This window comes from Streptomyces sp. NPDC088554 (genome assembly GCF_044752945.1).
In the GTDB taxonomy this organism is placed as follows: Bacteria; Actinomycetota; Actinomycetes; order Streptomycetales; family Streptomycetaceae; genus Streptomyces.
On the sequence record NZ_JBIVMF010000003.1, the window covers coordinates 117952 to 138695 of the forward strand.

The following is a 20744-nucleotide window of genomic DNA, read 5'->3' on the forward strand; positions in this document are numbered from 1 at the left end:
GAGGATGACGTCGATGCTCGATGCCGTCGTGGTGGGGGCGGGGCCCAACGGGCTGACCGCCGCCGTCGAGCTGGCCAGACGGGGTTTCTCCGTCGCCGTGTTCGAGGCCAAGGACACCGTGGGCGGCGGCGCCAGGACGGAGGAGCTGACCCTCCCCGGCTTCCGGCACGACCCCTGCGCGGCGGTCCACCCGCTGGGGCTGGCGTCGCCCGTCTTCCGCACCATGCCGCTGGAGCGGTACGGACTGGACTGGCTCCACCCCGAGCTGCCGATGGCGCACCCCTTCGACGACGGCACGGCCGCCGTCCTCGCGCGCTCCGTCGCCGAGACGGCCGCCTCCTTCGGGCCGCGGGACGCCGGTGCGTACCGCCGCCTGGTCGCGCCCTTCGTCGGCAGATGGGACACCCTGCTCAGGGACTTCATGTCCCTGCCGTCGACCGCGCTGCCGCGCGACCCCGTCACCCTGGCCCGCTTCGGGCTCGCCGGGCTGCCGCCGTCGACCTGGCTGATGCGGCGTTTCCGCGACGAGAAGGCGAAGGCCCTGTTCGCCGGGCTTGTCGCCCATGTCATCGCCCCGCTCGGCGGGATCGCCACCGGGGCCGTCGGCCTGGTCTTCGCCCTCGCCGCGCACACGGGCGGCTGGCCCATGGCCCGCGGCGGCTCCCAGTCGGTCTCCGACGCGCTCGCCGCGTACCTCCGCGAGCTGGGCGGCACGATCCACACCGGGTACGAGGTGAAGCGGCTGGACGACCTGCCGCCGGCGCGCGCGTACGTCTTCGACACCTCACCGACCGCGCTGGCCCGGATCGCGGGGCTCGGCAGGGTGTACGACAACTACCGCTACGGCGCGAGCGCCTTCAAGATCGATTACGCGCTGGACGGCCCCGTGCCCTGGACCGCCGAGGAGCCCCGCCGGGCCGGCACCGTACAGATCGGCCCCACCAGCCGGGAGATCGGCACCGCGCTGCGGCAGGCCGCAGGGGGCCAGGCGCCCGAGAAGCCGTTCCTGATCACCGCCCAGCCCAGCCTGGTCGACCCGTCCAGGGCGCCCGAGGGCAAGCATGTCTTCTGGGCGTACGGCCATGTCCCGCACGGCTGGGACGGCGACCTCACCGACGCCGTCGAGCGCCAGATCGAGCGCTTCGCCCCCGGCTTCCGCGACCGGATCCTGGCCCGCGCCACCGCGGGCCCGCCGGAGCTGGCCGCCCGCAACGCCAACTACGTGGGCGGGGACATCGCCTGTGGCGCCGCCTCCGGGCTCCAGCTGATGCTGCGCCCGAAGCTGTCGCTCTTCCCGTACTCCACCCCGCACCCCGCCGTCTTCCTCTGCTCCTCCGCGACCCCGCCGGGGCCCGGGGTGCACGGGATGTCGGGCCACAACGCGGCCAAGGCGGTCTGGCGGCGGCTGCGCGAGGTCTGACGCGCTGGTCCGGCCCGGGCGGACGGGGCGCGGACGGGTGCGGACAGGGCGCGGACGGGTGCGGACAGGGCGCGGACGGTCAGGGGCGGACCGGCGGGGGGACGGGAGCGGCGCTCAGATCGCACTGCATGAGCAGGGTGTCGATCCAGCGGCCGTGCTTGTACCCCACCTCCAGCAGCCGCCCCGCGTCCACGAAGCCGAACCGGCGGTGCAGCGCGGCCGACGCGTCGCTCCCGGTGTCGGCGATGACCGCGATCATCCGGCGCATACCGGCCCGGGCGCTGTGGGCGATCAGCTCGGGCAGCAGTACGGCGCCCAGGCCCCGGCCGGTGTGGTCCGGGGAGAGGTAGATCGTGTCCTCCACGGAGTGCCGGTAGGCCGGCTTCGCGCGCCAGGGGCCCGCGTAGGCGTATCCGGCGATCTCACCCGCCACCTCGGCCACCAGGAACGGGAGCCCCCGGCCGGCGAAGTCGTCCAGCCGTATGCGCCAGTCCGCGACGGACGGCGGTGTCTCCTCGAACGTGGCCACGCTGTGGGCGACATAGTGGGCGTAGATATCGGCCACGGCCTGGAGATCGGCGGGGGCCACGGTACGGATGACCGCGCCCGGGGACGGCGCGGACGGTGAGGGCGGCAGGGGGGACACAGGTATCTCGCTTCTCCGGGGAATCTTCGGGGACCTTCTCCGGGAAATCTCCGGGACTCCCGGGGCAAAGGGCGGGGGCGGAACAGGCGTGAGTACAGGAAACGTACTGGACGCCCCCGTCCAGTACGTACAGGGTTCATCGACCGGTGCGAGCGGCCGCACGGGTCGGCCGCCGGGCGGCCCGACACCCCCGCCCACCCTGATGTCGTTTTTCCGCCAGCCCGCGCCCGTTCGGTGCCGGATGCTTGAACCATGCACACCGACACCGAACGCTGCGTACGCGCCGTGAGATCCAAGGACGCGCGGTTCGACGGCTGGTTCTTCACCGCTGTTCTGACCACCCGGATCTACTGCCGGCCCAGCTGCCCTGTCGTACCGCCGAAGGCCGAGAACATGACCTTCTACCCGAGCGCCGCCGCCTGCCAGCAGGCCGGGTTCCGCGCCTGCAAGCGCTGCCGCCCCGACACCAGCCCCGGATCCCCGGAGTGGAACGCCCGCGCCGACACCGTCGCCCGTGCCGTCCGGCTCATCCAGGACGGGATCGTCGACCGCGAGGGCGTCCCCGGGCTCGCGGGCCGGCTCGGCTACTCCGCGCGCCAGATCGAGCGCCAGCTCCTCGCCGAGCTGGGCGCGGGCCCGCTCGCCCTGGCCCGCGCCCAGCGGGCCCAGACCGCCCGCGTCCTCATCGAGACGACCGCGCTGCCGATGGCCCAGGTCGCCTTCGCGGCGGGCTTCGCCTCGATCCGGGCGTTCAACGACACCGTCCGCGAGGTCTTCGCGCTCTCCCCGAGCGAGCTGCGGGTACGGGGCTCCCGCACCCCCGACCGCCCGGCGCCCCCGGGCGTGATCCAGCTCCGGCTGCCGTTCCGCGCGCCCCTCACCCCGGACAACCTCTTCGGCCATCTCGCCGCGACCGCCGTCCCCGGCGTCGAGGAATGGCGCGACAGCGCGTACCGGCGCACGCTCTCCCTGCCGTACGGGCACGCCATCGTCGCCCTCTCGCCGCGCCCCGACCACATCGCCTGCCGGCTCTCCCTCACCGACCCGCGCGACCTCACCCTCGCCATCAGCAGCTGCCGCCGGATGCTCGACCTGGACGCCGATCCCGTCGCCGTCGACGAGCAGCTGCGCGCCGACCCGCTGCTCGCCCCGCTGGTCGACAAGGCACCGGGCCGTCGGGTGCCCCGTACGGTCGACGCCGCCGAATTCGCCGTACGGGCCGTGCTCGGCCAGCAGGTCTCCACCGCCGCCGCCCGCACCCACGCGGCCCGGCTGGTCACCGCGCACGGCGTGCCCGTCGACGACCCCGAGGGCGGCCTCACCCATCTGTTCCCGGCCCCCGAGGCGCTGGCCGGGCTCGACCCCGAGGCGCAGGCCCTGCCGCGCAGTCGCCGTACGACCCTGACCACCCTGATCGCGGCCCTCGCCGACGGATCACTGCGGCTGGGCCCCGACAGCGACTGGGACCGGGCCAGGGCGCGCCTCACCGAGCTGCCCGGATGCGGACCCTGGACCGTCGAGGTGATCGCGATGCGCGCACTCGGCGACCCGGACGCGTTCCTCCCCACCGACCTCGGCGTCCGCCGGGCCGCCGCCGGCCTCGGCCTGCCGTCCACCCCCGCCGCCCTCACCGCCCGCGCCGCCGCCTGGCGGCCCTGGCGGGCCTATGCCGTCCAGTATCTCTGGGCCACCGACGACCACGCCATCAACCTGCTGCCAGCCTGAGGAAGCCCGTCATGACCACCCGACCCGATGTCGTGCACACCGTGATCGACAGCCCCTACGGGCCACTCACCCTTGTCGCGACCGACGCGGCACTGAGCGGCCTCTACATGGTCGACCAGCGCCACCGCCCGTCCGAGGAGTCCTTCGGCGCCCCGGACCCCCGGCCGTTCACCGAGACGATCCGCCAGCTCGGCGCCTACTTCGACGGTGAGCTGACCGATTTCGACCTGCCGCTGTGCCTGCACGGCACCGCGTTCCAGCGCTCGGTCTGGGAACAGCTCAGGAAGATCCCGTACGGGGAGACCCGTTCGTACGGCGAACTCGCGGCGGCCCTCGGCAAGCCGGGCGCCTCCCGCGCGGTCGGCCTCGCCAACGGCAAGAACCCGATCGGCATCATCGTGCCCTGCCACCGGGTGATCGGCTCCACCGGCGGCCTCACCGGATACGGCGGCGGCCTCGAACGCAAGCAGCGGCTGCTGACGCTGGAGGCGTGGCGGCCGTAGGCCCGCCGTACAGCACAAGGACGTAGCGGGGCAACGAAAGGTCCCGCAGGCCGTCAACAGGGACGACGGCCTGCGGGACCTTCCCATGGACCATGAACCCGGGCGTCAGCCCAGGATCGCGAGGGCCTCGTTGAAGCTCTTCGACGGGCGCATGACGGCTGTCGCCTTGGCGGGGTCGGGCTGGTAGTAGCCGCCGATGTCGGCCGCCGAGCCCTGGACCGCGTTCAGCTCGCCGACGATCGTCTGCTCCTGCTCGGTGAGCGTCTTGGCGAGGGCGCCGAACGCCTCCGCGAGCTGCGCGTCGGCGGTCTGCGCGGCCAGCTCCTGCGCCCAGTAGAGCGACAGGTAGAAGTGGCTGCCGCGGTTGTCGATGCCACCGACCCGACGGCTGGGCGACTTGTCCTCGTTGAGGAAGGTCGCGGTCGCGCGGTCGAGGGTGTCCGCGAGCGCCTGGGCGCGCGCGTTGCCCGTGGTCTGCGCGAGGTGCTCGAAGCTGACGGCCAGCGCGAGGAACTCGCCCAGGCTGTCCCAGCGCAGGTAGTTCTCCTTGACGAGCTGCTGGACGTGCTTGGGAGCGGAGCCGCCGGCCCCGGTCTCGAACAGTCCGCCGCCGTTCATGAGCGGGACGACCGAGAGCATCTTGGCGCTGGTGCCCAGCTCCAGGATCGGGAAGAGGTCGGTCAGGTAGTCACGCAGTACGTTGCCGGTGACCGAGATCGTGTCCTCGCCGCGGCGGATGCGCTCCAGGGAGAACGCGGTCGCCTCGACCGGCGACAGGATCTTGATCTCCAGACCCTCGGTGTCGTGGCCGGCGAGGTAGGTCTTGACCTTCTCGATCAGCCGCGCGTCGTGCGCACGGGTCTCGTCCAGCCAGAACACCGCCGGGACGCCGGTCGCGCGGGCGCGGGTGACGGCGAGCTTGACCCAGTCCTGGATCGGCAGGTCCTTGGCCTGGCACGCGCGGAAGATGTCCCCGGCGGCCACGTCCTGCTCCAGTACGACGGCGCCGCCGCCGTCGACGATCCGCACCGTGCCGGGCGCGGAGATCTCGAAGGTCTTGTCGTGGCTGCCGTACTCCTCGGCCTTCTGTGCCATCAGACCGACGTTGGCCACCGAGCCCATCGTCGACGGGTCGAAGGCGCCGTGGGCGCGGCAGTCGTCGATGACGACCTGGTAGACACCGGAGTAACTGCTGTCCGGGAGGACCGCGAGCGTGTCGGCCTCCTGGCCGTCCGGGCCCCACATGTGCCCGGAGGTGCGGATCATGGCCGGCATGGAGGCGTCGACGATGACATCGCTCGGGACGTGCAGGTTGGTGATGCCACGGTCGGAGTCGACCATCGCCAGCGCGGGGCCCTCGGCCAGCTCGGCGTCGAAGGACGCCTTGATCTCGGTGCCCTCGGGCAGCGCGGCCAGGCCCTTGAGGATCCCGCCGAGCCCGTCGTTGGGGCTCAGACCGGCGGCGGCGAGCTTCTCGCCGTACGCGGCGAACGTCTTCGGGAAGAAGGCGCGCACGACATGGCCGAAGATGATCGGGTCGGAGACCTTCATCATGGTGGCCTTGAGGTGGACGGAGAACAGTACGTCCTCGGCCTTGGCGCGGGCGATCTGGGCGGTGAAGAACTCACGCAGCGCCGCCACGCGCAGGACGGCCGCGTCGACGACCTCGCCCGCGAGCACCGGTACCGACTCGCGCAGGACCGTGGTGGAGCCGTCGGCGCCCACCAGCTCGATCCGGAGCGTGCCGTCCTCGGCGATGACCGCGGACTTCTCGGTGGAGCGGAAGTCGTCGGCGCCCATGGTCGCCACATTGGTCTTGGAGTCGCCGCTCCAGGCGCCCATCCGGTGCGGGTGGGCCTTGGCGTAGTTCTTGACGGAGGCGGGGGCACGCCGGTCGGAGTTGCCCTCGCGCAGCACCGGGTTGACGGCGCTGCCCTTGACCTTGTCGTACCGCGCGCGGGTGTCCCGCTCCTCGTCGGTCTTCGGGTCGTCCGGGTAGTCCGGCAGCGCGTAGCCCTGCTCCTGGAGCTCGGCGACGGCGGCCTTGAGCTGCGGGACCGAGGCCGAGATGTTCGGCAGCTTGATGATGTTGGCACCGGGTGTCTTCGCCAGCTCGCCGAGTTCGGCGAGCGCGTCCTCGATGCGCTGCCCCTCCTCCAGACGCTCCGGGAAGCTCGCGATGATCCGCCCGGCCAGGGAGATGTCACGGGTCTCCACCCGCACGCCCGCCGTCGAGGCATAAGCCTGGACCACCGGCAGGAACGAATACGTGGCCAGGGCCGGGGCCTCGTCGGTGTGCGTATAGATGATGGTCGAGTCAGTCACCGGTACTCCGCTTCACGTCGACAACGTCTCGACATCAAGATATCTCCTGGCCGCCGCTTCCCGACACCGACCCCCACGGTCGGAGGCGGCCACGGCTGTCATACGTGACCGGGGGCCACCGGTGCGAAGGGGTTCGGGGGCCGTCCCGTCCAGTGGTGCAGGACCGCGCGGCCGGTCTGCAGCGTCTGCCCGCCGTCCTGGACCGTGCCCGCCTCGCCGACGTAGTAGCGGCCGTCGCCGAGCGAGACCAGACCGTACTGGCCCGCCGCCTCCCAGCCGTACACACCGGAGGCGCTGTCGTGCAGACCGTGCGGCAGCAGCGACAGCAGCTTGCCCTCCTCGGGCTCGGGCTGGCCGCGCACGGCGCCCGTGACGGCGGGCCGCGAGCCGTCGACGGTGAAGAGGGTGTAGTTCGGGAAGTGTGTCTTCTTCCCCCGGTACGCGGCCAGCAGCCAGTCGCCGCTGTGCTCGTCGTACGCCAGGTTCTGGGTGCCGAAGGTGGTGTTGCCGGTGTACGCGAAGTACTTGCCGGCGGGCGAGGGCGGGCCGCTGGTGTGCGGGGCGTCCTCGGACAGCGGGCGTTCGTAGCGCTTCCACCGCTGTACGTCGTACTGGAGCAGGACCTGGTGATCGTTGTCCCGGCGGCCGGAGTTGGCGTACACGCCGTACGCGACGGTGAGCAGGGTGCCGCCCCCGCCGCCGAGCGAGGGCCCGAAGGCGACCCCGTCGATGCCGCTGCATCCGTACCGGTGGTCGGGGGTGTCGGCGGTGTCGCCGTCGAAGACACCGTCGCCGTTCATATCGGCGGTGTAGTCGCGCACGACCTCCCGCAGATGGACGGTGGAGACCACTCCGGTGGAGGCGGCGTCCATGTTCATCCGGGTGATCCGGTCCCCGTCGAAGGCCGCGATGTAGAACGCCTTGGCCGCCTTGTACTCGAGGGAGCCGTAGACCCTGCCGTCCCGTTCGTCGAAGTCCAGATCGCCGAGATGGCCGGTGAACCCGGTGACGGAGCCGAGCGGGGTGCCGCGCAGATCGGTCTTCACCAACAGGTTGGTGAAGGAGAAGTACATCCGGCCCGCGCGGCGGTCCACGGCCATGCCCTGAAGATGCCCGGACCGCCAGGCGCCCCCGTCGACCGTGGTGGGCGCCGGGGGCGGCTGGGGCGGTTGGTCCGGCCGCCGCTCGGCCCCGGCCGTGCTCGGGGCCGTGAAGCCGCTGGTGAGGACAGCGGTGACCATGACGGCGCAGACGGCCAGGATCGTCGGGCGCGGTCCGCGCGGGCGAGGGCGTCGAGGACTTCGCAAGGGTTCCTCCGGGGTGGTCGGGGAATCCAGCATGATGCCGGGCGCGGGTGCACGACAGGGCAACACGGCATGAACACCCGACCGGATCCGTCCGAAGCCGTCAACCGGGACGGTCCGTTTCTGCCGGAGCGTCAGTTGCCTTACGGGGCAAGGCCGATGGGCATCACCAGCATGGTGAATCCGCCCTGGTCGGCGGAGCGCACCACGACCGGGCCGGTCGCGGCGGAGATCTCCAGCAGCACATCGGGGCCGACGCTCGACTCCAGGGCCGGGATCAGTACACCGGGGTCGAAGCCGATCCGCGGCGGCGCCCCGCCCACCAGCACGGCGGGCACCGCGGTCGTCCGGGAGCCGTCCGGCAGCGATACGCACAGCTCGTCCGCGCCCGGCCCCAGCGCCACCCCCGGGGTGTCACCGCACGCGCCGACCGCGTCGATCAGGGCCCGCCGTCCCACGATCACCCGGTGCCCGTGCGGCGGCAGTTCGGCCAGCATCTCGTGGTAGGCGGGGAAGTCGCCGTCGGACAGCGCGAGCTCGCGGGAGTCCGAGCCGTCCGTGTCCCGTACGGCCGTGCCGTCCGGGCCGCTCTCGACCGTCACCGCCGTACGCCGCGCGGCCCACGCTCCGACCTCGGCCAACTGGTCCGCCGCCACCAGAAGTTGGCGCGCGGGACCCTCCAGCGACACGACCGGCTTCAGATCGCGCAACGCCAGCCGGTACCGGTCGGTGGCCACCAGCCGTACCTCGTACTGGTCGATCTCGATCAGCACACATCCCAGGACCGGGTGCTCCGGATCCCGTCCCGCCGCCGGTACGACCTGACGCACCGCACTCGCCAGCTCCGCGCCGCCGAGCCGCACCAGGGTGGCCGGCTCGGCCATGGGCTCCTCGGGCACCGGTACCACCGTGGGGTCGGCGACGGAGAGCGACCGCAGCACCGCCTCGATCGTGGCGTCCGCCGCCCGTGATCTGTCCCGTACGGTCCTGCGGTGCCGCTCCAGCACGGCGCGGGCCGCGCTCTCCTCGCCGTCCAGGACGACGCCCACATCGGCCAGCGGCAGCCCCGCGTCCCGCAGGCTCCGGAGCATCTTGGCCCGCAGCGCCTGGTCGAGGCCGTAGGAGCGGTAGCCGGTCGCCTCGTCGACCCGGGCGGGCGGCAGGACCCCGCAGTCGTCGTAGAACCGCAGCGCGCTCGGCGTGAGACCGACGCGCTGCGCGAAGGCGCCGATGCTCAGCAGCTCGGGGCTGCCGAGGGTGAGACCGGCCGGGACGCCGCCCGAGGCGTCGACCGGGGTGAGGGAGAGGGTGGTACGGCGCGGGGGCGTCGTACCGTCGGGGGTGTGGTCCGCAGTGCTGTCCATGGCGGCGATTGTCGGCGTTCATGCCGCTTGAAAGTCAACTCCGCACGTCACACGTCACAGCACACGTCAGCGGCGGTGGCCGTTCTCCAGCTCCACCGTGCCCGTGCCCGACCCCAGCGCGTCGAGCGCCGCCAGCACCCGGGACCCGAGCGAGCCCGGCAGATGGGCGGGAAGGTCCGCGCGCTCCACCAGCCGCCACGACAGCAGCTCCTCCTCCTGGAGCACGATCGCGGCGAGCCGCTCCTTGTCGAGCACCCCACCGTCGTAGAGGTACGCGACGAGCGGCGGCCTGGCCGTCCCCGGCACCCAGTCGACGGCCAGCAGCCGCCCCGGCTCGATGTCGAGGCCGATCTCCTCCAGGGTCTCGCGCCTGGCCCCCTCGCTCGGGGTCTCGCCCGCGTCGGACTCTACGGTCCCGCCGGGCAGCGCCCAGCCCTCCCGGTAGTTGGGCTCGACCACCAGCACCCGGCCCCGGCCGTCCCTGAAGAGCATGGCCGCGCCCGCGAGAACGCGCGGAAGTCCGGCGATGTACGCGGCATAACCGGCGTCCGTTCCCTCGGTCGCGCCGCCGACGGGCGGGGCCTGGTCCTGCGTATCGGTATCCGTCACGGTGGAAGCCTATCCGCGTGCCAACTCCGCACAGAACATGGGCGTATCGCCCATCGGGTGGCGATTCGCCGCGAGAGGAGCGTCGGGACCATGGGCAGGGAGCCATCGGGACGGATAGGGTCGGACCGGCGCGACTGCCTGTTCGACAGCGAGGGATGACAAGGTGACGGACGGACCGGTGGCCAGAGCCGCGCATGTACTGATCGCGGCGGACAAGTTCAAGGGATCGCTCACGGCCGTCCAGGTCGCGGAACGGGTGACGGCCGGGCTGCGCCAGGTCGCCCCCGGGGTGCCGGTCGAGGCGCTGCCCGTCGCGGACGGCGGCGACGGCACGGTCGCGGCGGCCGTGGCGGCCGGATTCGAGCGCCGCGAGGTACGCGTCACCGGGCCGCTCGGCGCCGAGGTGACCGCCGCCTACGCGCTGCGCGACACCACCGCCGTCATCGAGATGGCGGAGGCGTCGGGCCTCCAGCACCTTCCCGAAGGGTTCTTCGCGCCCCTCACCGCGACGACCCACGGCTCCGGCGAGCTGCTGCGCGCCGCCCTCGACGCGGGCGCGCGGTCCATCGTCTTCGGCGTCGGCGGCAGCGCCACGACGGACGGCGGCGCGGGGATGCTCACGGCGCTCGGCGCCCGCCTCCTCGACGCGGCCGGCCGGCCGGTCGGCCCCGGCGGCGGCGGGCTGCGCGCCCTCGCCACCGCCGACCTCTCCGGCCTCGACCCCCGGCTGGCCGCCACCGACATCGTCCTCGCCAGCGATGTCGACAACCCGCTGACCGGCCCCAAGGGCGCCCCCACCGTCTACGGGCCGCAGAAGGGCGCGAGCCCCGAGGAGGTCACCCTGCTCGACGCCGCCCTCGCCCACTACGTCACGGTGCTGGAGGCGGCTGTCGGCTCCCGGGCCGCCCATCTCGCGTACGCGCCCGGCGCCGGCGCGGCGGGTGGCATCGGCTACGGCGCGCTGGTCGGCCTCGGCGCCCGCTTCCGCCCCGGCATCGAGGTCATGCTCGATGTCCTGGGCTTCGGGCCGGCGCTGGCCAGGGCCACCCTCGTCATCACCGGCGAGGGCTCCCTCGACGAACAGACCCTGCACGGCAAGGCCCCCGCGGGCGTCGCGGCGGCCGCCCGCGCCCGGCACATCGAGGTCATCGCGGTCTGCGGCCGGCTCGCCCTCCTCCCGGAGGCCCTCGGCAGGGCGGGGATCCGCCGCGCGTACGCCCTCACCGACCTGGAGTCCGACCCCGCGGTCTGCATGGCCGAGGCGGGCCCGCTGCTGGAGCGGCTGGCGACGGACATCGCGCGCGACTTCCTGACCTGAGTGGGCCCGGACGCGGATCCGGCGGGACCGGACGCGGATCCGGCGGGCCCGCCCCGGCGAGGCACGGGCGCTGACCGCGCTCGTGCCGCGCTCCAAGGGGCACTGGAGGTACGCCCCCGAGCAGCTGGCCGCCTCCCGTGACGAACTCGCCCTGACCGTACGGCGACCATCGCGACCAGGGCGTCGTAGGGGCGTTCCGTGCAGATGGCGATGGCGATGGCGATGGCGATGGCGACGGCGATGGCGACGGCGACGGGGGCGGGGTCCGGCAGCGCGCGGCTCGCGGTGAGATGGGCGGCCGGCCGGTTGGCCGCCGTGTCGAGCTCCCGGTAGCCGATCAGCTCACGTTCCGTGACGACGGCGAGCCGGTCGGGTGCCCGTTGTGCATGATCTTCGAACAGCTGAAGTATCGATCCATCGGTCATGGCCGGGAATCATTACCGGGAATCATTACAGAGAGGGCCCGGGTGCGGCATGCACCCGGGCCCTCTGTGGTCGTACGAAAATCCTTACGGCAGCTGGGCCGCCCGTGCCTCGCGGCGGTTGCCGCGGAAGGTGTTCACCCGGCGCGCCGTGGCGAAGAGCGGGATCACCGCGGCCGCCACCACCTGGAGCGCGCAGCCTGTCTGGAGCAGCAGCTGACCGCCCGGGGCGTCGAACGCCCAGCCCGCCAGCAGCCCGATCGCCGCCACGATCCAGCTGAGCATCGCCACCGCGAGGACGCCCCGCGGCTTGGGGTACTCGACCCGGCTCACCATGAGCCACGCCACACCGATGATCGCGAGCAGCGTCGGTACGAAGGGGAGCTCCAGCAGCACGATCGAGATGACCGTGAGCGCCCCGAAGGGGCTCGGCATGCCCTGGAACATGCCGTCCTTCATGGTCACGCAGGAGAATCTCGCCAGCCGCAGTACCACGGCCAGCAACACCACGATGGCGGCCAGCGCCGACACCCGTTGATGTGCGTCGTCCGCGACCATTCCGTACACCAGTACGAAGTAGGCCGGGGCGAGGCCGAAGCTGATCAGGTCGGAGAGGTTGTCCAGTTCCGCGCCCATCGGCGAGCTGCGGAGCTTGCGTGCCACCAGTCCGTCGAACAGGTCGAAGATCGCCGCAGCGAGCATCAGGATGACGGCCGTCGCGGCGGAGTGCCGGGCCATGCCGCTCTCGTCGCTGCCCGTCAGATGTGGGATGAGGATGCCGGTCGTGGTGAAGTACACGGCCATGAATCCACAGGTCGCGTTACCGAGAGTAAGCGTGTCCGCTATCGACAGCCGCATCGACAGCGGCATGTCCTCCGCGTCGTCCTCCGCCTTGGCCTCGGCCGTCGGGACCCAGCCGGCCTGGGTTTCGGGATCAATCACGGTCAATTCGAGTCACCCCCGCGGTCGTGGTCTGACCGACCTCGACGGCGACATCGACACCTTCCGGAAGGTAGATGTCGACGCGCGAGCCGAATCGGATCAGGCCGATGCGCTCGCCCTGTTCCACCTTGCTGCCCTCGGGCAGATACGGCACGATGCGCCGGGCCACCGCACCCGCGATCTGCACCATCTCGATGTCGCCCAGCTCCGTGTCGAAGTGCCAGACAACGCGCTCGTTGTTCTCGCTCTCCTTGTTGAACGCCGGGACGAATCCGCCGGGGATGTGCTCCACGGACGTCACCGTTCCCGCGAGGGGAGCGCGGTTGACGTGCACGTTGAGCGGGCTCATGAAGATGGCGACCCGGGTGCGCCCGTCCTTCCACGGCATGATGCTCTGCACCACACCGTCGGCCGGGGAGATGACCCGGCCCTGCGCGATCTCACGCTCCGGGTCCCGGAAGAACCACAACATGCCCGCCGCGAGCGCGGTGGCGGGTACAGCGAGAACTGCGGCACGCTTGGAGCTGCGCGCGCGCACCAGGCCGATCGCTGCGGTGGCGACGGTCGGCAGGAGCCACGGCGATGCTCCGCGTGCGATGCGGACCCGGCCGCGTGGTGCAGAGGTTTGGCTGTGGGGCATGAATGACCTTCGTAGCGGAGGATGCCGCGCTGGCAACGGGGGGACGGCGGCTTTTCAGCGATGGTACTGGTTGTGAGCCGCAACTGAGCAAGCCAGCACCCGAGTCGGGCGGCCCGAAGCGTGCGACCGGGGTCGGTCGGGTGTGATTTTCTTCGCCGTCAAATCGGCTGAAAAGTGACTCTTAACCCTGGAATCGGTACTCCTCCAGTAGTCGGCGGCCGATGATCATTTTCTGGATCTCGGCGGTACCCTCGCCGATCAGCAGCATCGGTGCCTCGCGGTAGAGACGCTCGATCTCGTACTCCTTGGAGAAGCCGTAACCGCCATGGATACGGAAGGCGTCCTCGACGACTTCCTTGCAGTATTCGGAGGCGAGGTACTTCGCCATCCCTGCCTCCAGGTCGTTTCGTTCCCCGGAGTCCTTTTTGCGTGCCGCATTCACCATCATCGCATGGGCCGCCTCGACTTTGGTAGCCATTTCGGCCAGCTTGAACTGGATGGCCTGATGCTGGGCGATGGGTTTGCCGAATGTATGGCGCTGCTGGGCGTACGAGACGCCGAGTTCGAATGCGCGCTGTGCTACTCCACAACCACGCGCGGCGACATTCACCCGGCCGACCTCGACGCCGTCCATCATTTGGTAAAACCCTCGGCCGGTGGTGCCGCCGAGTACCCGATCGGCCGGAATGCGTACTCCGTCCATGATCAACTCGGTGGTGTCGACGCCCTTGTAGCCCATCTTGTCGATCTTCCCGGGGATGGTGAGACCGGGCCGCACCTCGCCGAAGCCGGGCTCCTTCTCGATGAGGAACGTGGTCATCGACCGGTGCGGAGGCGCGCCTTCCGGCAGTCCCTCGTCGCTGCGGCACAACACCGCGACCAAGCCGGCGGTGCCACCGTTGGTCAGCCACATCTTCTGGCCGGTCAGGACGTACTCGTCGCCGTCCCTGACCCCCTTGGACGTGATGGCCGCCACGTCGGAGCCGAGCCCCGGCTCCGACATCGAGAACGCCCCGCGCACCTCACCGGCCGCCATCCGCGGCAGGAAGGCGTCCTTCTGCTCCTGGGTGCCGTGCTGCTTGAGCATGTACGCCACGATGAAGTGGGTGTTGATGATGCCCGAGACGGACATCCAGCCCCGGGCGATCTCCTCCACGCAGAGCGCGTAGGTGAGCAGCGACTCGCCCAGACCGCCGTACTCCTCCGGGATCATCAGCCCGAACAGGCCGAGCTCCCGCAGGCCCTCGACGATCCGCGTCGGGTATTCGTCGCGGTGTTCCAGTTCCCCGGCGACCGGGAGGATCTCCTTGTCGACAAAGTCTCTTACCGTCGAGAGAATCTCCCGCTGGATATCGGTCAGCCCGGCGGTCTGGGCGAGTCGGCTCATCTCACTTCTCCTGCTTCGGCGGGGACAAAGGCTGCGGCGAGGGGGTGGACAAGGGCTCCGGACGGCCCGGCTGTTCGCCGCCGCGTTCCTCGACGTACGCCTCGGTGGGAACCATCACCTTGCGGCGGAACACACACACCACCGTGCCGTCCTGCTTGTAACCCCGGGTCTCCACATACACGATTCCGCGGTCGCTCTTCGACTTCGACGGAGTCCTGTCCAGGACCGTCGTCTCGCCGTAAAGCGTGTCCCCGTGGAAAGTCGGCGCGATATGCCGCAGCGACTCCACCTCCAGATTGGCGATGGCCTTACCGGATACGTCGGGCACCGACATGCCGAGCAGCAGTGAGTAGACGTAGTTGCCGACGACGACGTTCTTTCCGAAATCCGTCGTGTTCCGCGCATAGTTGCTGTCCAGATGCAGCGGGTGATGATTCATGGTGAGCAGACAGAAGAGATGGTCGTCGTACTCCGTGACCGTCTTTCCGGGCCAGTGCTTGTAGACGGCCCCGATCTCGAACTCCTCAAAGGTGCGCCCGAACCGCATCGCTCACACCTCCGGCGCTTCGAACGAGGTGGTGCGCCGCATCCCCGCGGCCCGGCCCTTGCCCGAGATCACCAGCGCCATCTTGCGGCTGGCCTCGTCGATCATCTCGTCGCCCAGCATCGCGGACCCCTTCGCGCCGCCCGCCGCCGAAGTGTGGAACTCGTACGCGTCCAGGATCAGCTCGGCGTGGTCGTAGTCCTCCTGCGACGGCGAGAAGATCTCGTTCGACGCCTCGATCTGGCCCGGGTGCAGCACCCACTTGCCGTCGTAGCCGAGCGCCGCCGCACGGCGCGCCACCTCGCGGTAGCCGTCCACATCGCGGATCTGGAGGTAGGGGCCGTCGATCGCCTGGAGATCGTGGGTACGGGCCGCCATCAGGATGCGCATCAGGATGTAGTGGTACGCGTCGGCGCCGTACCCCGGCGGCTGCTCGCCCACGACCAGGGACTTCATGTTGATGGAGGCCATGAAGTCGGCCGGGCCGAACACGATGGTCTCCAGCCGGGGCGAGGCCGCCGCGATCTCGTCGACGTTCACCAGGCCCTTGGCGTTCTCGATCTGCGCCTCGATCCCGATCCGGCCGACCTCGAAGCCCATCGTCCTCTCGATCTGGGTCAGCAGCAGATCGAGGGCGATGATCTGCTGGGCGTCCTGGACCTTCGGCAGCATCAGACAGTCCAGGTTCTGGCCCGCGCCCTCGACGACCGTGATCACATCGCGGTACGTCCAGTGTGTCGTCCAGTCGTTGACCCGTACGACCCGTGTCTTGCCCGTCCAGTCGCCCTTGTTGAGCGCGTCGACGATGGTGTGCCGGGCCCCCTCCTTGGCGAGGGGCGCGCAGGCGTCCTCCAGATCCAGGAAGACCTGGTCGGCGGGGAGCCCCTGCGCCTTCTCCAGGAAGCGCGGGTTCGAGCCCGGCACGGCCAGGCAGGAGCGGCGCGGCCGCAGCCGGTGGGCGCGGCTCTCGGGGACAGTCATGCGGAGACCTCCAGTGGGTCGAGCTTGTTGGCGATACGGATCTCGTCGACGATACGGCCGATGATCTCGGTGATTCCGAAGTCCTTCGGGGTGAAGACGGCGGCCACCCCGGCCGCCCGCAGCTCCTCGGCGTCGGCGTTCGGGATGATCCCGCCGACGATCACCGGAAGATCGCCCGCGCCGGCCTCGCGCAGCCGCTCCAGCACATCGGGTACGAGGGCGGAGTGCGACCCGGACAGGATGGACAGGCCCACGCAGTGCACGTCCTCGGCGAGCGCGGCCGAGACGATCTGCTCGGGCGTGAGCCTGATGCCCTGGTAGACCACCTCGAAGCCGGCGTCCCTGGCACGTACCGCGATCTGCTCGGCGCCGTTGGAGTGCCCGTCCAGGCCGGGCTTGCCGACCAGCAGCCGCAGCCGCCCGCAGCCCAGCTCCGTCGCCGTACGGGACACCTTCTCCCGTACGGCCGCCAGCGGGGTGCCCCGCTCGGCGGAGACCGCGACGGGCGCGCCGCTCACCCCGGTCGGCGCCCGGAACTCGCCGAAGACCTCGCGCAGCGCCCCGGACCACTCGCCGGTCGTCACCCCGGCGCGCGCGCACTCCACGCTGGCGGCCATCAGACTGCCGGTGCCCGTGGCGACCGCCTTCAGCGCGGCCAGTGCGTCGGTGACCCGTGCTCCGTCGCGGGTGGCGCGCCAGGTGCCCAGGGCCTCGACGACCCGGGCCTCGTTCGCCGGGTCGACCATCATGATCGCCGTGTCGAGATCCGCGGTGAGCGGGCTGGGCTCGGTCGACTCGTAGCAGTTGACGCCGACGATCCGCTCCTCGCCCGACTCGATCCGCGCACGCCGCTCGGCGTGCGCGGAGACCAGCCGCGACTTGAGATAGCCGGACTCGACGGCGGCCATCACCCCGCCCATCCCCTCGATCCGGTCGATCTCCTCGAAGGACTCGGCGACCAGGGCGGCCACCTTGGCCTCGACCACGTGCGAGCCCTCGAAGAGGTCCGGGTACTCCAGCAGATCGCTCTCGTGCGCCAGGACCTGCTGGATCCGCAGCGACCACTGCTGGTCCCAGGGTCGGGGCAGCCCCAACGCCTCGTTCCAGGCGGGAAGTTGGACGGCGCGGGCGCGGGCGTCCCGGGAGAGGGTGACGGCCAGCATTTCGAGGACGATCCGCTGGACGTTGTTCTCCGGCTGGGCCTCGGTCAGGCCCAGCGAGTTGACCTGGACGCCGTAGCGGAAGCGGCGCTGCCCGGCGTCCTCGATCCCGTACCGCTCCCGGGTGACGCGGTCCCAGATGCGGGAGAAGGCCCGCATCTTGCACATCTCCTCGACGAAACGCACCCCGGCGTTGACGAAGAAGGAGATCCGCGAGACGACCTCGCCCCTGCGCTCGTCGGGGATCCGGCCGGACGCGAACACCGCGTCGAGTACGGCGACGGCGGTGGACATCGCGTAGGCGATCTCCTGGACCGGGGTGGCCCCCGCCTCCTGGAGGTGGTAGCTGCAGATGTTGATGGGGTTCCACTTGGGGATACGGCCGACCGTGTAGGTGATCATGTCGGTGGTCAGCCGCAGACTGGGCCCCGGCGGGAAGACATGCGTCCCGCGCGACAGGTACTCCTTGACGATGTCGTTCTGGGTCGTCCCCCGGAGCAGCGCGAGATCGGCGCCCTGCTCCTCCGCGACCACCTGATAGAGCGCCAGCAGCCACATCGCGGTGGCGTTGATGGTCATCGAGGTGTTCGTGCGCTCCAGCGGGATGTCCTGGAAGAGCCGCCGCATGTCGCCGAGATGGGAGACCGGCACGCCGACCCGGCCGACCTCGCCGCGCGCGAGGACATGGTCGGGGTCGTACCCCGTCTGGGTCGGGAGGTCGAAGGCGACGGAGAGACCGGTCTGCCCCTTGGCGAGATTGCGGCGGTACAGCTCGTTGGACGCCTCGGCGGTCGAGTGGCCGGCGTAGGTCCGCATGAGCCACGGCCTGTCCTTCTGGCGGTCGGTCATACCGTTGATCATGAGCGAACCTCACGCGTTCCGGAAGAGATTGATGGAGTCCAGATGCCGGGCCCGCAACTCCTCGTCCCGCACCCCCAGCCCCTCCCGCGGTGCCAGCGCCAGCACACCGACCTTGCCCTGGTGCAGGTTCCGGTGGACGTCGTACACGGCCTGGCCGGTCTCCTCCAGGGGGTGGACCCGGGAGAGCGTGGGATGGATCCGCCCCTTGGCGACCAGCCGGTTCGCCTCCCACGCCTCACGGTAGTTGGCGAAGTGCGAGCCGACGATCCGCTTCAGCGACATCCACAGATAGCGGTTGTCGTACTCGTGGGTGTAGCCGGAGGTCGAGGCGCAGGTGGCGATCGTGCCGCCCTTGCGGGTGACGTACACACTGGCGCCGAAGGTCTCGCGGCCCGGGTGCTCGAAGACGATGTCGACGTCCTCGCCGCCGGTCAGTTCGCGGATGTGCCGGCCGAAGCGCTTCCACTCGCGCGGGTCCTGGTGGTGTTCGTCCCGCCAGAACCGGTAGTCCTCGGCGCTGCGGTCGATGACGGCCGTCGCGCCCATCCGGCGGCAGATCTCCGCCTTCCGGTCGCTGGACACCACACAGACCGGATTGGCCCCGCCGGCGAGCGCGAACTGCGTGGCGTACGAGCCGAGTCCACCGCTCGCGCCCCAGATCAGCACGTTGTCGCCCTGCTTCATCCCGGCGCCGTTGCGGGACACCAGCTGACGGTACGCGGTGGAGTTGACCAGGCCGGGCGACGCGGCCTCCTCCCAACTGAGGTGCTGGGGTTTGGGCATCAGCTGGTTGGACTTCACGAGCGCCAGCTCCGCCAGACCGCCGAAGTTGGTCTCGAAGCCCCAGATCCGCTGCTCCGGGTCGAGCATCGTGTCGTTGTGTCCGTCGGACGACTCCAGCTCGACGGAGAGGCAGTGGGCGACGACCTCGTCACCGGGGCGCCAGGCGTTGACACCGGGGCCGGTGCGCAGCACGACACCGGAGAGGTCGGAGCCGATGACGTGGTACGGGAGGTCGTGCCGTCCGGCGAGTTCGCCGAGCCTGCCGTACCGCTCCAGGAAGGCGAAGGTCGGCAGCGGTTCGAAGAGGGAGGTCCAGACGGAGTTGTAATTCACCGAGCTGGCCATGACGGCCACCAGGGCCTCGCCGGGGCCGAGCGCGGGCACCGGCACCTCGTCGAGATGGAGGGAGTTGCGGGGGTCCTTCTCCCGGGAGGGGAGACCGGCGAACATCTCGGTCTCGTCCTTGTGCACGGTGACGGCGCGGTACGAGGCGGGCAGGGCCAGTGCGGCGAAGTCGGCGGGCGTGCTCTCCGGCGACTGGATGGCGTCCAGGATTTCCTTCACGGTGGTGCCTCCGGCGAAGCTGAGGGTACGTCGGGGGACCGGCGCGGGACGGCGCCGGGTGCGGTGGAGGTGTGCCGTCGGTTCGGCGGTGCTGCTGCTGGGCGGCGCCGGGTGGGCGCGGGCGGTGCGGTGCTGAAGTGCCTGTGACGCAGGCGTCCGGGGTCACGGGGAGATGGCCCGTGGAACGGCCGGACGACATCAACGTATGGCACGGCGTGACAGGTGGCAAGGCACTGGGTGCCAAAGCTCTGGAAGTGCCGCCCTCGCGGAAGCCGGGGCGGGCGGCTACGCGTCCTTGAGCGCCTGCTGGATGGTGCGCATGACCTCGTCCAGTGGGGCGTCCGTACGCGCCACGGCCACCAGGACATCGCCGCTGGTGTGTGTCGTGGCGGCGGGCCGCCGGGGCTCGCCGCCCATGATCGGGCCCACGCCGATGCCCCGGCCGAAGGTGGTGCGGACGATGGCGAAGGCGTGGTCGAGCTGCCCCTCGACATCGCCCCGCCCGCCCGCCCGCAGCCAGCGCCGCAGCACATGGTTGTGCGCGGTGACGACGGCGGACGCGGCCACCTCCGCCATCAGCGGGTCGTCGTTGCCGTCGATGTGGTCGCGCTCGTCGAAGTGGCCCAGCAGATAGCGGGTGAACAGCCGCTCGTAGCGGGCCACCGACGCGATCTCGGCCTGCCGCAGGGTGGGCACCTCGCGGGTGAGCTTGTAGCGCGCGACGGAGACGGCCGGCGACGCCGCGTACATCCGCATGACTTCCTTGATGCCCTGGCAGATGGTGTCGAGCGGATGTTCGTGGGCGGGCGCGGCGTTGAGGACCGCCTCCGCCCGTACGAGCGTGTCGTCGTGGTCCGGGAAGATCGCCTCTTCCTTCGAGCGGAAGTGCCGGAAGAAGGTCCGGCGGGCGACCCCGGCCGCGGCGGCGATCTCGTCGACGGTCGTCGCCTCGTACCCCTTGGCCGCGAACAGCTCCATGGCCGCCGCCGCCAGCTCGCGGCGCATCTTGAGCCGCTGGGCGGCGGCCCGGGTGCCGACGGCACTCTCCGGGACGTCGGACTTGGGGCTGGTACGGGCGGACCTGGCGGGCTGGGACATGAGGTGAACGTACTGCATTCGCGCAGCAGGGCGCGCTGGTGGGGGCGGGCCGTCGGGTCCGTCCGGCGGTGCGTCCACCGGTCTGTTCACCGGTCCGTCCGGCGGTCCGTCCGGCGGTCCGTCCCGGGCGGCCGGACGGACCGGTTCC

The 20744-nt window shown here is 71.1% G+C and carries 17 protein-coding genes; 4 read left to right on the forward strand and 13 right to left on the reverse strand.

Annotated features, from left to right (window positions below; genetic code table 11):
* Positions 1–4: 4 nt before the first annotated feature.
* On the forward strand, positions 5–1420 hold the full coding sequence (locus ACIP8W_RS04450) for a phytoene desaturase family protein (RefSeq protein WP_401952879.1): 1416 nt from the start codon (positions 5–7) through the stop codon (positions 1418–1420).
* Between the two features lie 79 nt (positions 1421–1499).
* Here the strand turns inward: ACIP8W_RS04450 and ACIP8W_RS04455 are convergent, their stop codons facing one another.
* Positions 1500–2066, reverse strand: coding sequence for a GNAT family N-acetyltransferase (locus ACIP8W_RS04455; RefSeq protein WP_402152976.1), 567 nt, complete (start codon positions 2064–2066; stop codon positions 1500–1502).
* Between the two features lie 252 nt (positions 2067–2318).
* Here ACIP8W_RS04455 and ACIP8W_RS04460 point away from each other — a divergent pair, with 252 nt between their 5' ends.
* Together ACIP8W_RS04460 and ACIP8W_RS04465 are read left to right on the forward strand one after the other, a co-directional pair.
* Positions 2319–3791 (forward strand): AlkA N-terminal domain-containing protein, encoded by a 1473-nt coding sequence (locus ACIP8W_RS04460; RefSeq protein ID WP_401952885.1) that lies wholly within the window; start codon positions 2319–2321, stop codon positions 3789–3791.
* 11 nt (positions 3792–3802) lie between these two features.
* On the forward strand, positions 3803–4294 hold the full coding sequence (locus ACIP8W_RS04465; protein ID WP_401952888.1) for a methylated-DNA--[protein]-cysteine S-methyltransferase: 492 nt from the start codon (positions 3803–3805) through the stop codon (positions 4292–4294).
* Positions 4295–4399: 105 nt separating this feature from the next.
* Here ACIP8W_RS04465 and ACIP8W_RS04470 read toward each other — a convergent pair whose 3' ends face one another.
* From ACIP8W_RS04470 to ACIP8W_RS04485, 4 genes are all read right to left on the reverse strand, one after another.
* Positions 4400–6619 (reverse strand): NADP-dependent isocitrate dehydrogenase, encoded by a 2220-nt coding sequence (locus ACIP8W_RS04470; RefSeq protein ID WP_401952891.1) that lies wholly within the window; start codon positions 6617–6619, stop codon positions 4400–4402.
* 98 nt (positions 6620–6717) lie between these two features.
* Entirely contained in the window at positions 6718–7860 is a 1143-nt protein-coding gene (locus ACIP8W_RS04475; protein ID WP_402152968.1) for a hypothetical protein, read from the reverse strand.
* 206 nt (positions 7861–8066) lie between these two features.
* Positions 8067–9287 carry a MerR family transcriptional regulator gene (locus ACIP8W_RS04480; RefSeq protein WP_402152966.1) on the reverse strand — a complete coding sequence of 407 codons (1221 nt, stop codon included), beginning with the start codon at positions 9285–9287 and terminating at the stop codon, positions 8067–8069.
* 66 nt (positions 9288–9353) lie between these two features.
* The gene (locus ACIP8W_RS04485) at positions 9354–9815 is read right to left on the reverse strand and encodes an NUDIX domain-containing protein (RefSeq protein ID WP_402202037.1); all 462 of its coding nucleotides are present in this window, start codon (positions 9813–9815) and stop codon (positions 9354–9356) included.
* 244 nt (positions 9816–10059) lie between these two features.
* Here ACIP8W_RS04485 and ACIP8W_RS04490 point away from each other — a divergent pair, with 244 nt between their 5' ends.
* Positions 10060–11214, forward strand: coding sequence for a glycerate kinase (locus tag ACIP8W_RS04490; RefSeq protein ID WP_402201916.1), 1155 nt, complete (start codon positions 10060–10062; stop codon positions 11212–11214).
* A gap of 509 nt (positions 11215–11723) precedes the next feature.
* Here ACIP8W_RS04490 and pssA read toward each other — a convergent pair.
* From pssA to ACIP8W_RS04530, 8 genes are all read right to left on the reverse strand, one after another.
* Complete coding sequence (pssA, locus tag ACIP8W_RS04495; protein WP_401952901.1) at positions 11724–12578, reverse strand: CDP-diacylglycerol--serine O-phosphatidyltransferase; 855 nt, start codon at positions 12576–12578, stop codon at positions 11724–11726.
* Positions 12571–13218: a phosphatidylserine decarboxylase gene (locus ACIP8W_RS04500; protein WP_401952904.1), complete on the reverse strand. Its 648-nt coding sequence runs from the start codon at positions 13216–13218 to the stop codon at positions 12571–12573. The genes pssA and ACIP8W_RS04500 overlap by 8 nt, the downstream gene beginning before the upstream one ends.
* A 181-nt stretch (positions 13219–13399) precedes the next feature.
* Positions 13400–14605 (reverse strand): acyl-CoA dehydrogenase family protein, encoded by a 1206-nt coding sequence (locus tag ACIP8W_RS04505; RefSeq protein WP_402149517.1) that lies wholly within the window; start codon positions 14603–14605, stop codon positions 13400–13402.
* Position 14606: 1 nt separating this feature from the next.
* On the reverse strand, positions 14607–15152 hold the full coding sequence (locus ACIP8W_RS04510) for a MaoC family dehydratase (protein ID WP_401952908.1): 546 nt from the start codon (positions 15150–15152) through the stop codon (positions 14607–14609).
* Between the two features lie 3 nt (positions 15153–15155).
* Positions 15156–16130 (reverse strand): HpcH/HpaI aldolase/citrate lyase family protein, encoded by a 975-nt coding sequence (locus ACIP8W_RS04515; protein WP_401952911.1) that lies wholly within the window; start codon positions 16128–16130, stop codon positions 15156–15158.
* A complete protein-coding gene (locus ACIP8W_RS04520) occupies positions 16127–18139 on the reverse strand; it encodes a protein meaA (RefSeq protein ID WP_402201919.1) in 2013 nt (670 codons plus the stop codon). The genes ACIP8W_RS04515 and ACIP8W_RS04520 overlap by 4 nt, the downstream gene beginning before the upstream one ends.
* Positions 18140–18160: 21 nt before the next feature.
* The gene (gene ccrA / locus ACIP8W_RS04525) at positions 18161–19498 is read right to left on the reverse strand and encodes a crotonyl-CoA carboxylase/reductase (RefSeq protein WP_401952916.1); all 1338 of its coding nucleotides are present in this window, start codon (positions 19496–19498) and stop codon (positions 18161–18163) included.
* A 285-nt stretch (positions 19499–19783) separates the two neighbouring features.
* Entirely contained in the window at positions 19784–20596 is an 813-nt protein-coding gene (locus tag ACIP8W_RS04530; protein WP_401952919.1) for a TetR family transcriptional regulator, read from the reverse strand.
* Positions 20597–20744 lie beyond the last annotated feature (148 nt).

Bases quoted from the DNA above. Each gene is read 5' to 3' on its own strand.
- ACIP8W_RS04505 (WP_402149517.1), bottom strand. From the start codon at position 14,605: ATGAGCCGACTCGCCCAGACCGCCGGGCTGACCGATATCCAGCGGGAG.
- ACIP8W_RS04475 (WP_402152968.1), bottom strand. From the start codon at position 7,860: ATGGTCACCGCTGTCCTCACCAGCGGCTTCACGGCCCCGAGCACGGCC.
- ACIP8W_RS04530 (WP_401952919.1), bottom strand. From the start codon at position 20,596: ATGTCCCAGCCCGCCAGGTCCGCCCGTACCAGCCCCAAGTCCGACGTC.
- ACIP8W_RS04500 (WP_401952904.1), bottom strand. From the start codon at position 13,218: ATGCCCCACAGCCAAACCTCTGCACCACGCGGCCGGGTCCGCATCGCA.
- ACIP8W_RS04465 (WP_401952888.1), top strand. From the start codon at position 3,803: ATGACCACCCGACCCGATGTCGTGCACACCGTGATCGACAGCCCCTAC.
- ACIP8W_RS04515 (WP_401952911.1), bottom strand. From the start codon at position 16,130: ATGACTGTCCCCGAGAGCCGCGCCCACCGGCTGCGGCCGCGCCGCTCC.
- ACIP8W_RS04450 (WP_401952879.1), top strand. From the start codon at position 5: ATGACGTCGATGCTCGATGCCGTCGTGGTGGGGGCGGGGCCCAACGGG.
- ACIP8W_RS04510 (WP_401952908.1), bottom strand. From the start codon at position 15,152: ATGCGGTTCGGGCGCACCTTTGAGGAGTTCGAGATCGGGGCCGTCTAC.
- ACIP8W_RS04460 (WP_401952885.1), top strand. From the start codon at position 2,319: ATGCACACCGACACCGAACGCTGCGTACGCGCCGTGAGATCCAAGGAC.
- ACIP8W_RS04520 (WP_402201919.1), bottom strand. From the start codon at position 18,139: ATGACCGACCGCCAGAAGGACAGGCCGTGGCTCATGCGGACCTACGCC.
- ACIP8W_RS04480 (WP_402152966.1), bottom strand. From the start codon at position 9,287: ATGGACAGCACTGCGGACCACACCCCCGACGGTACGACGCCCCCGCGC.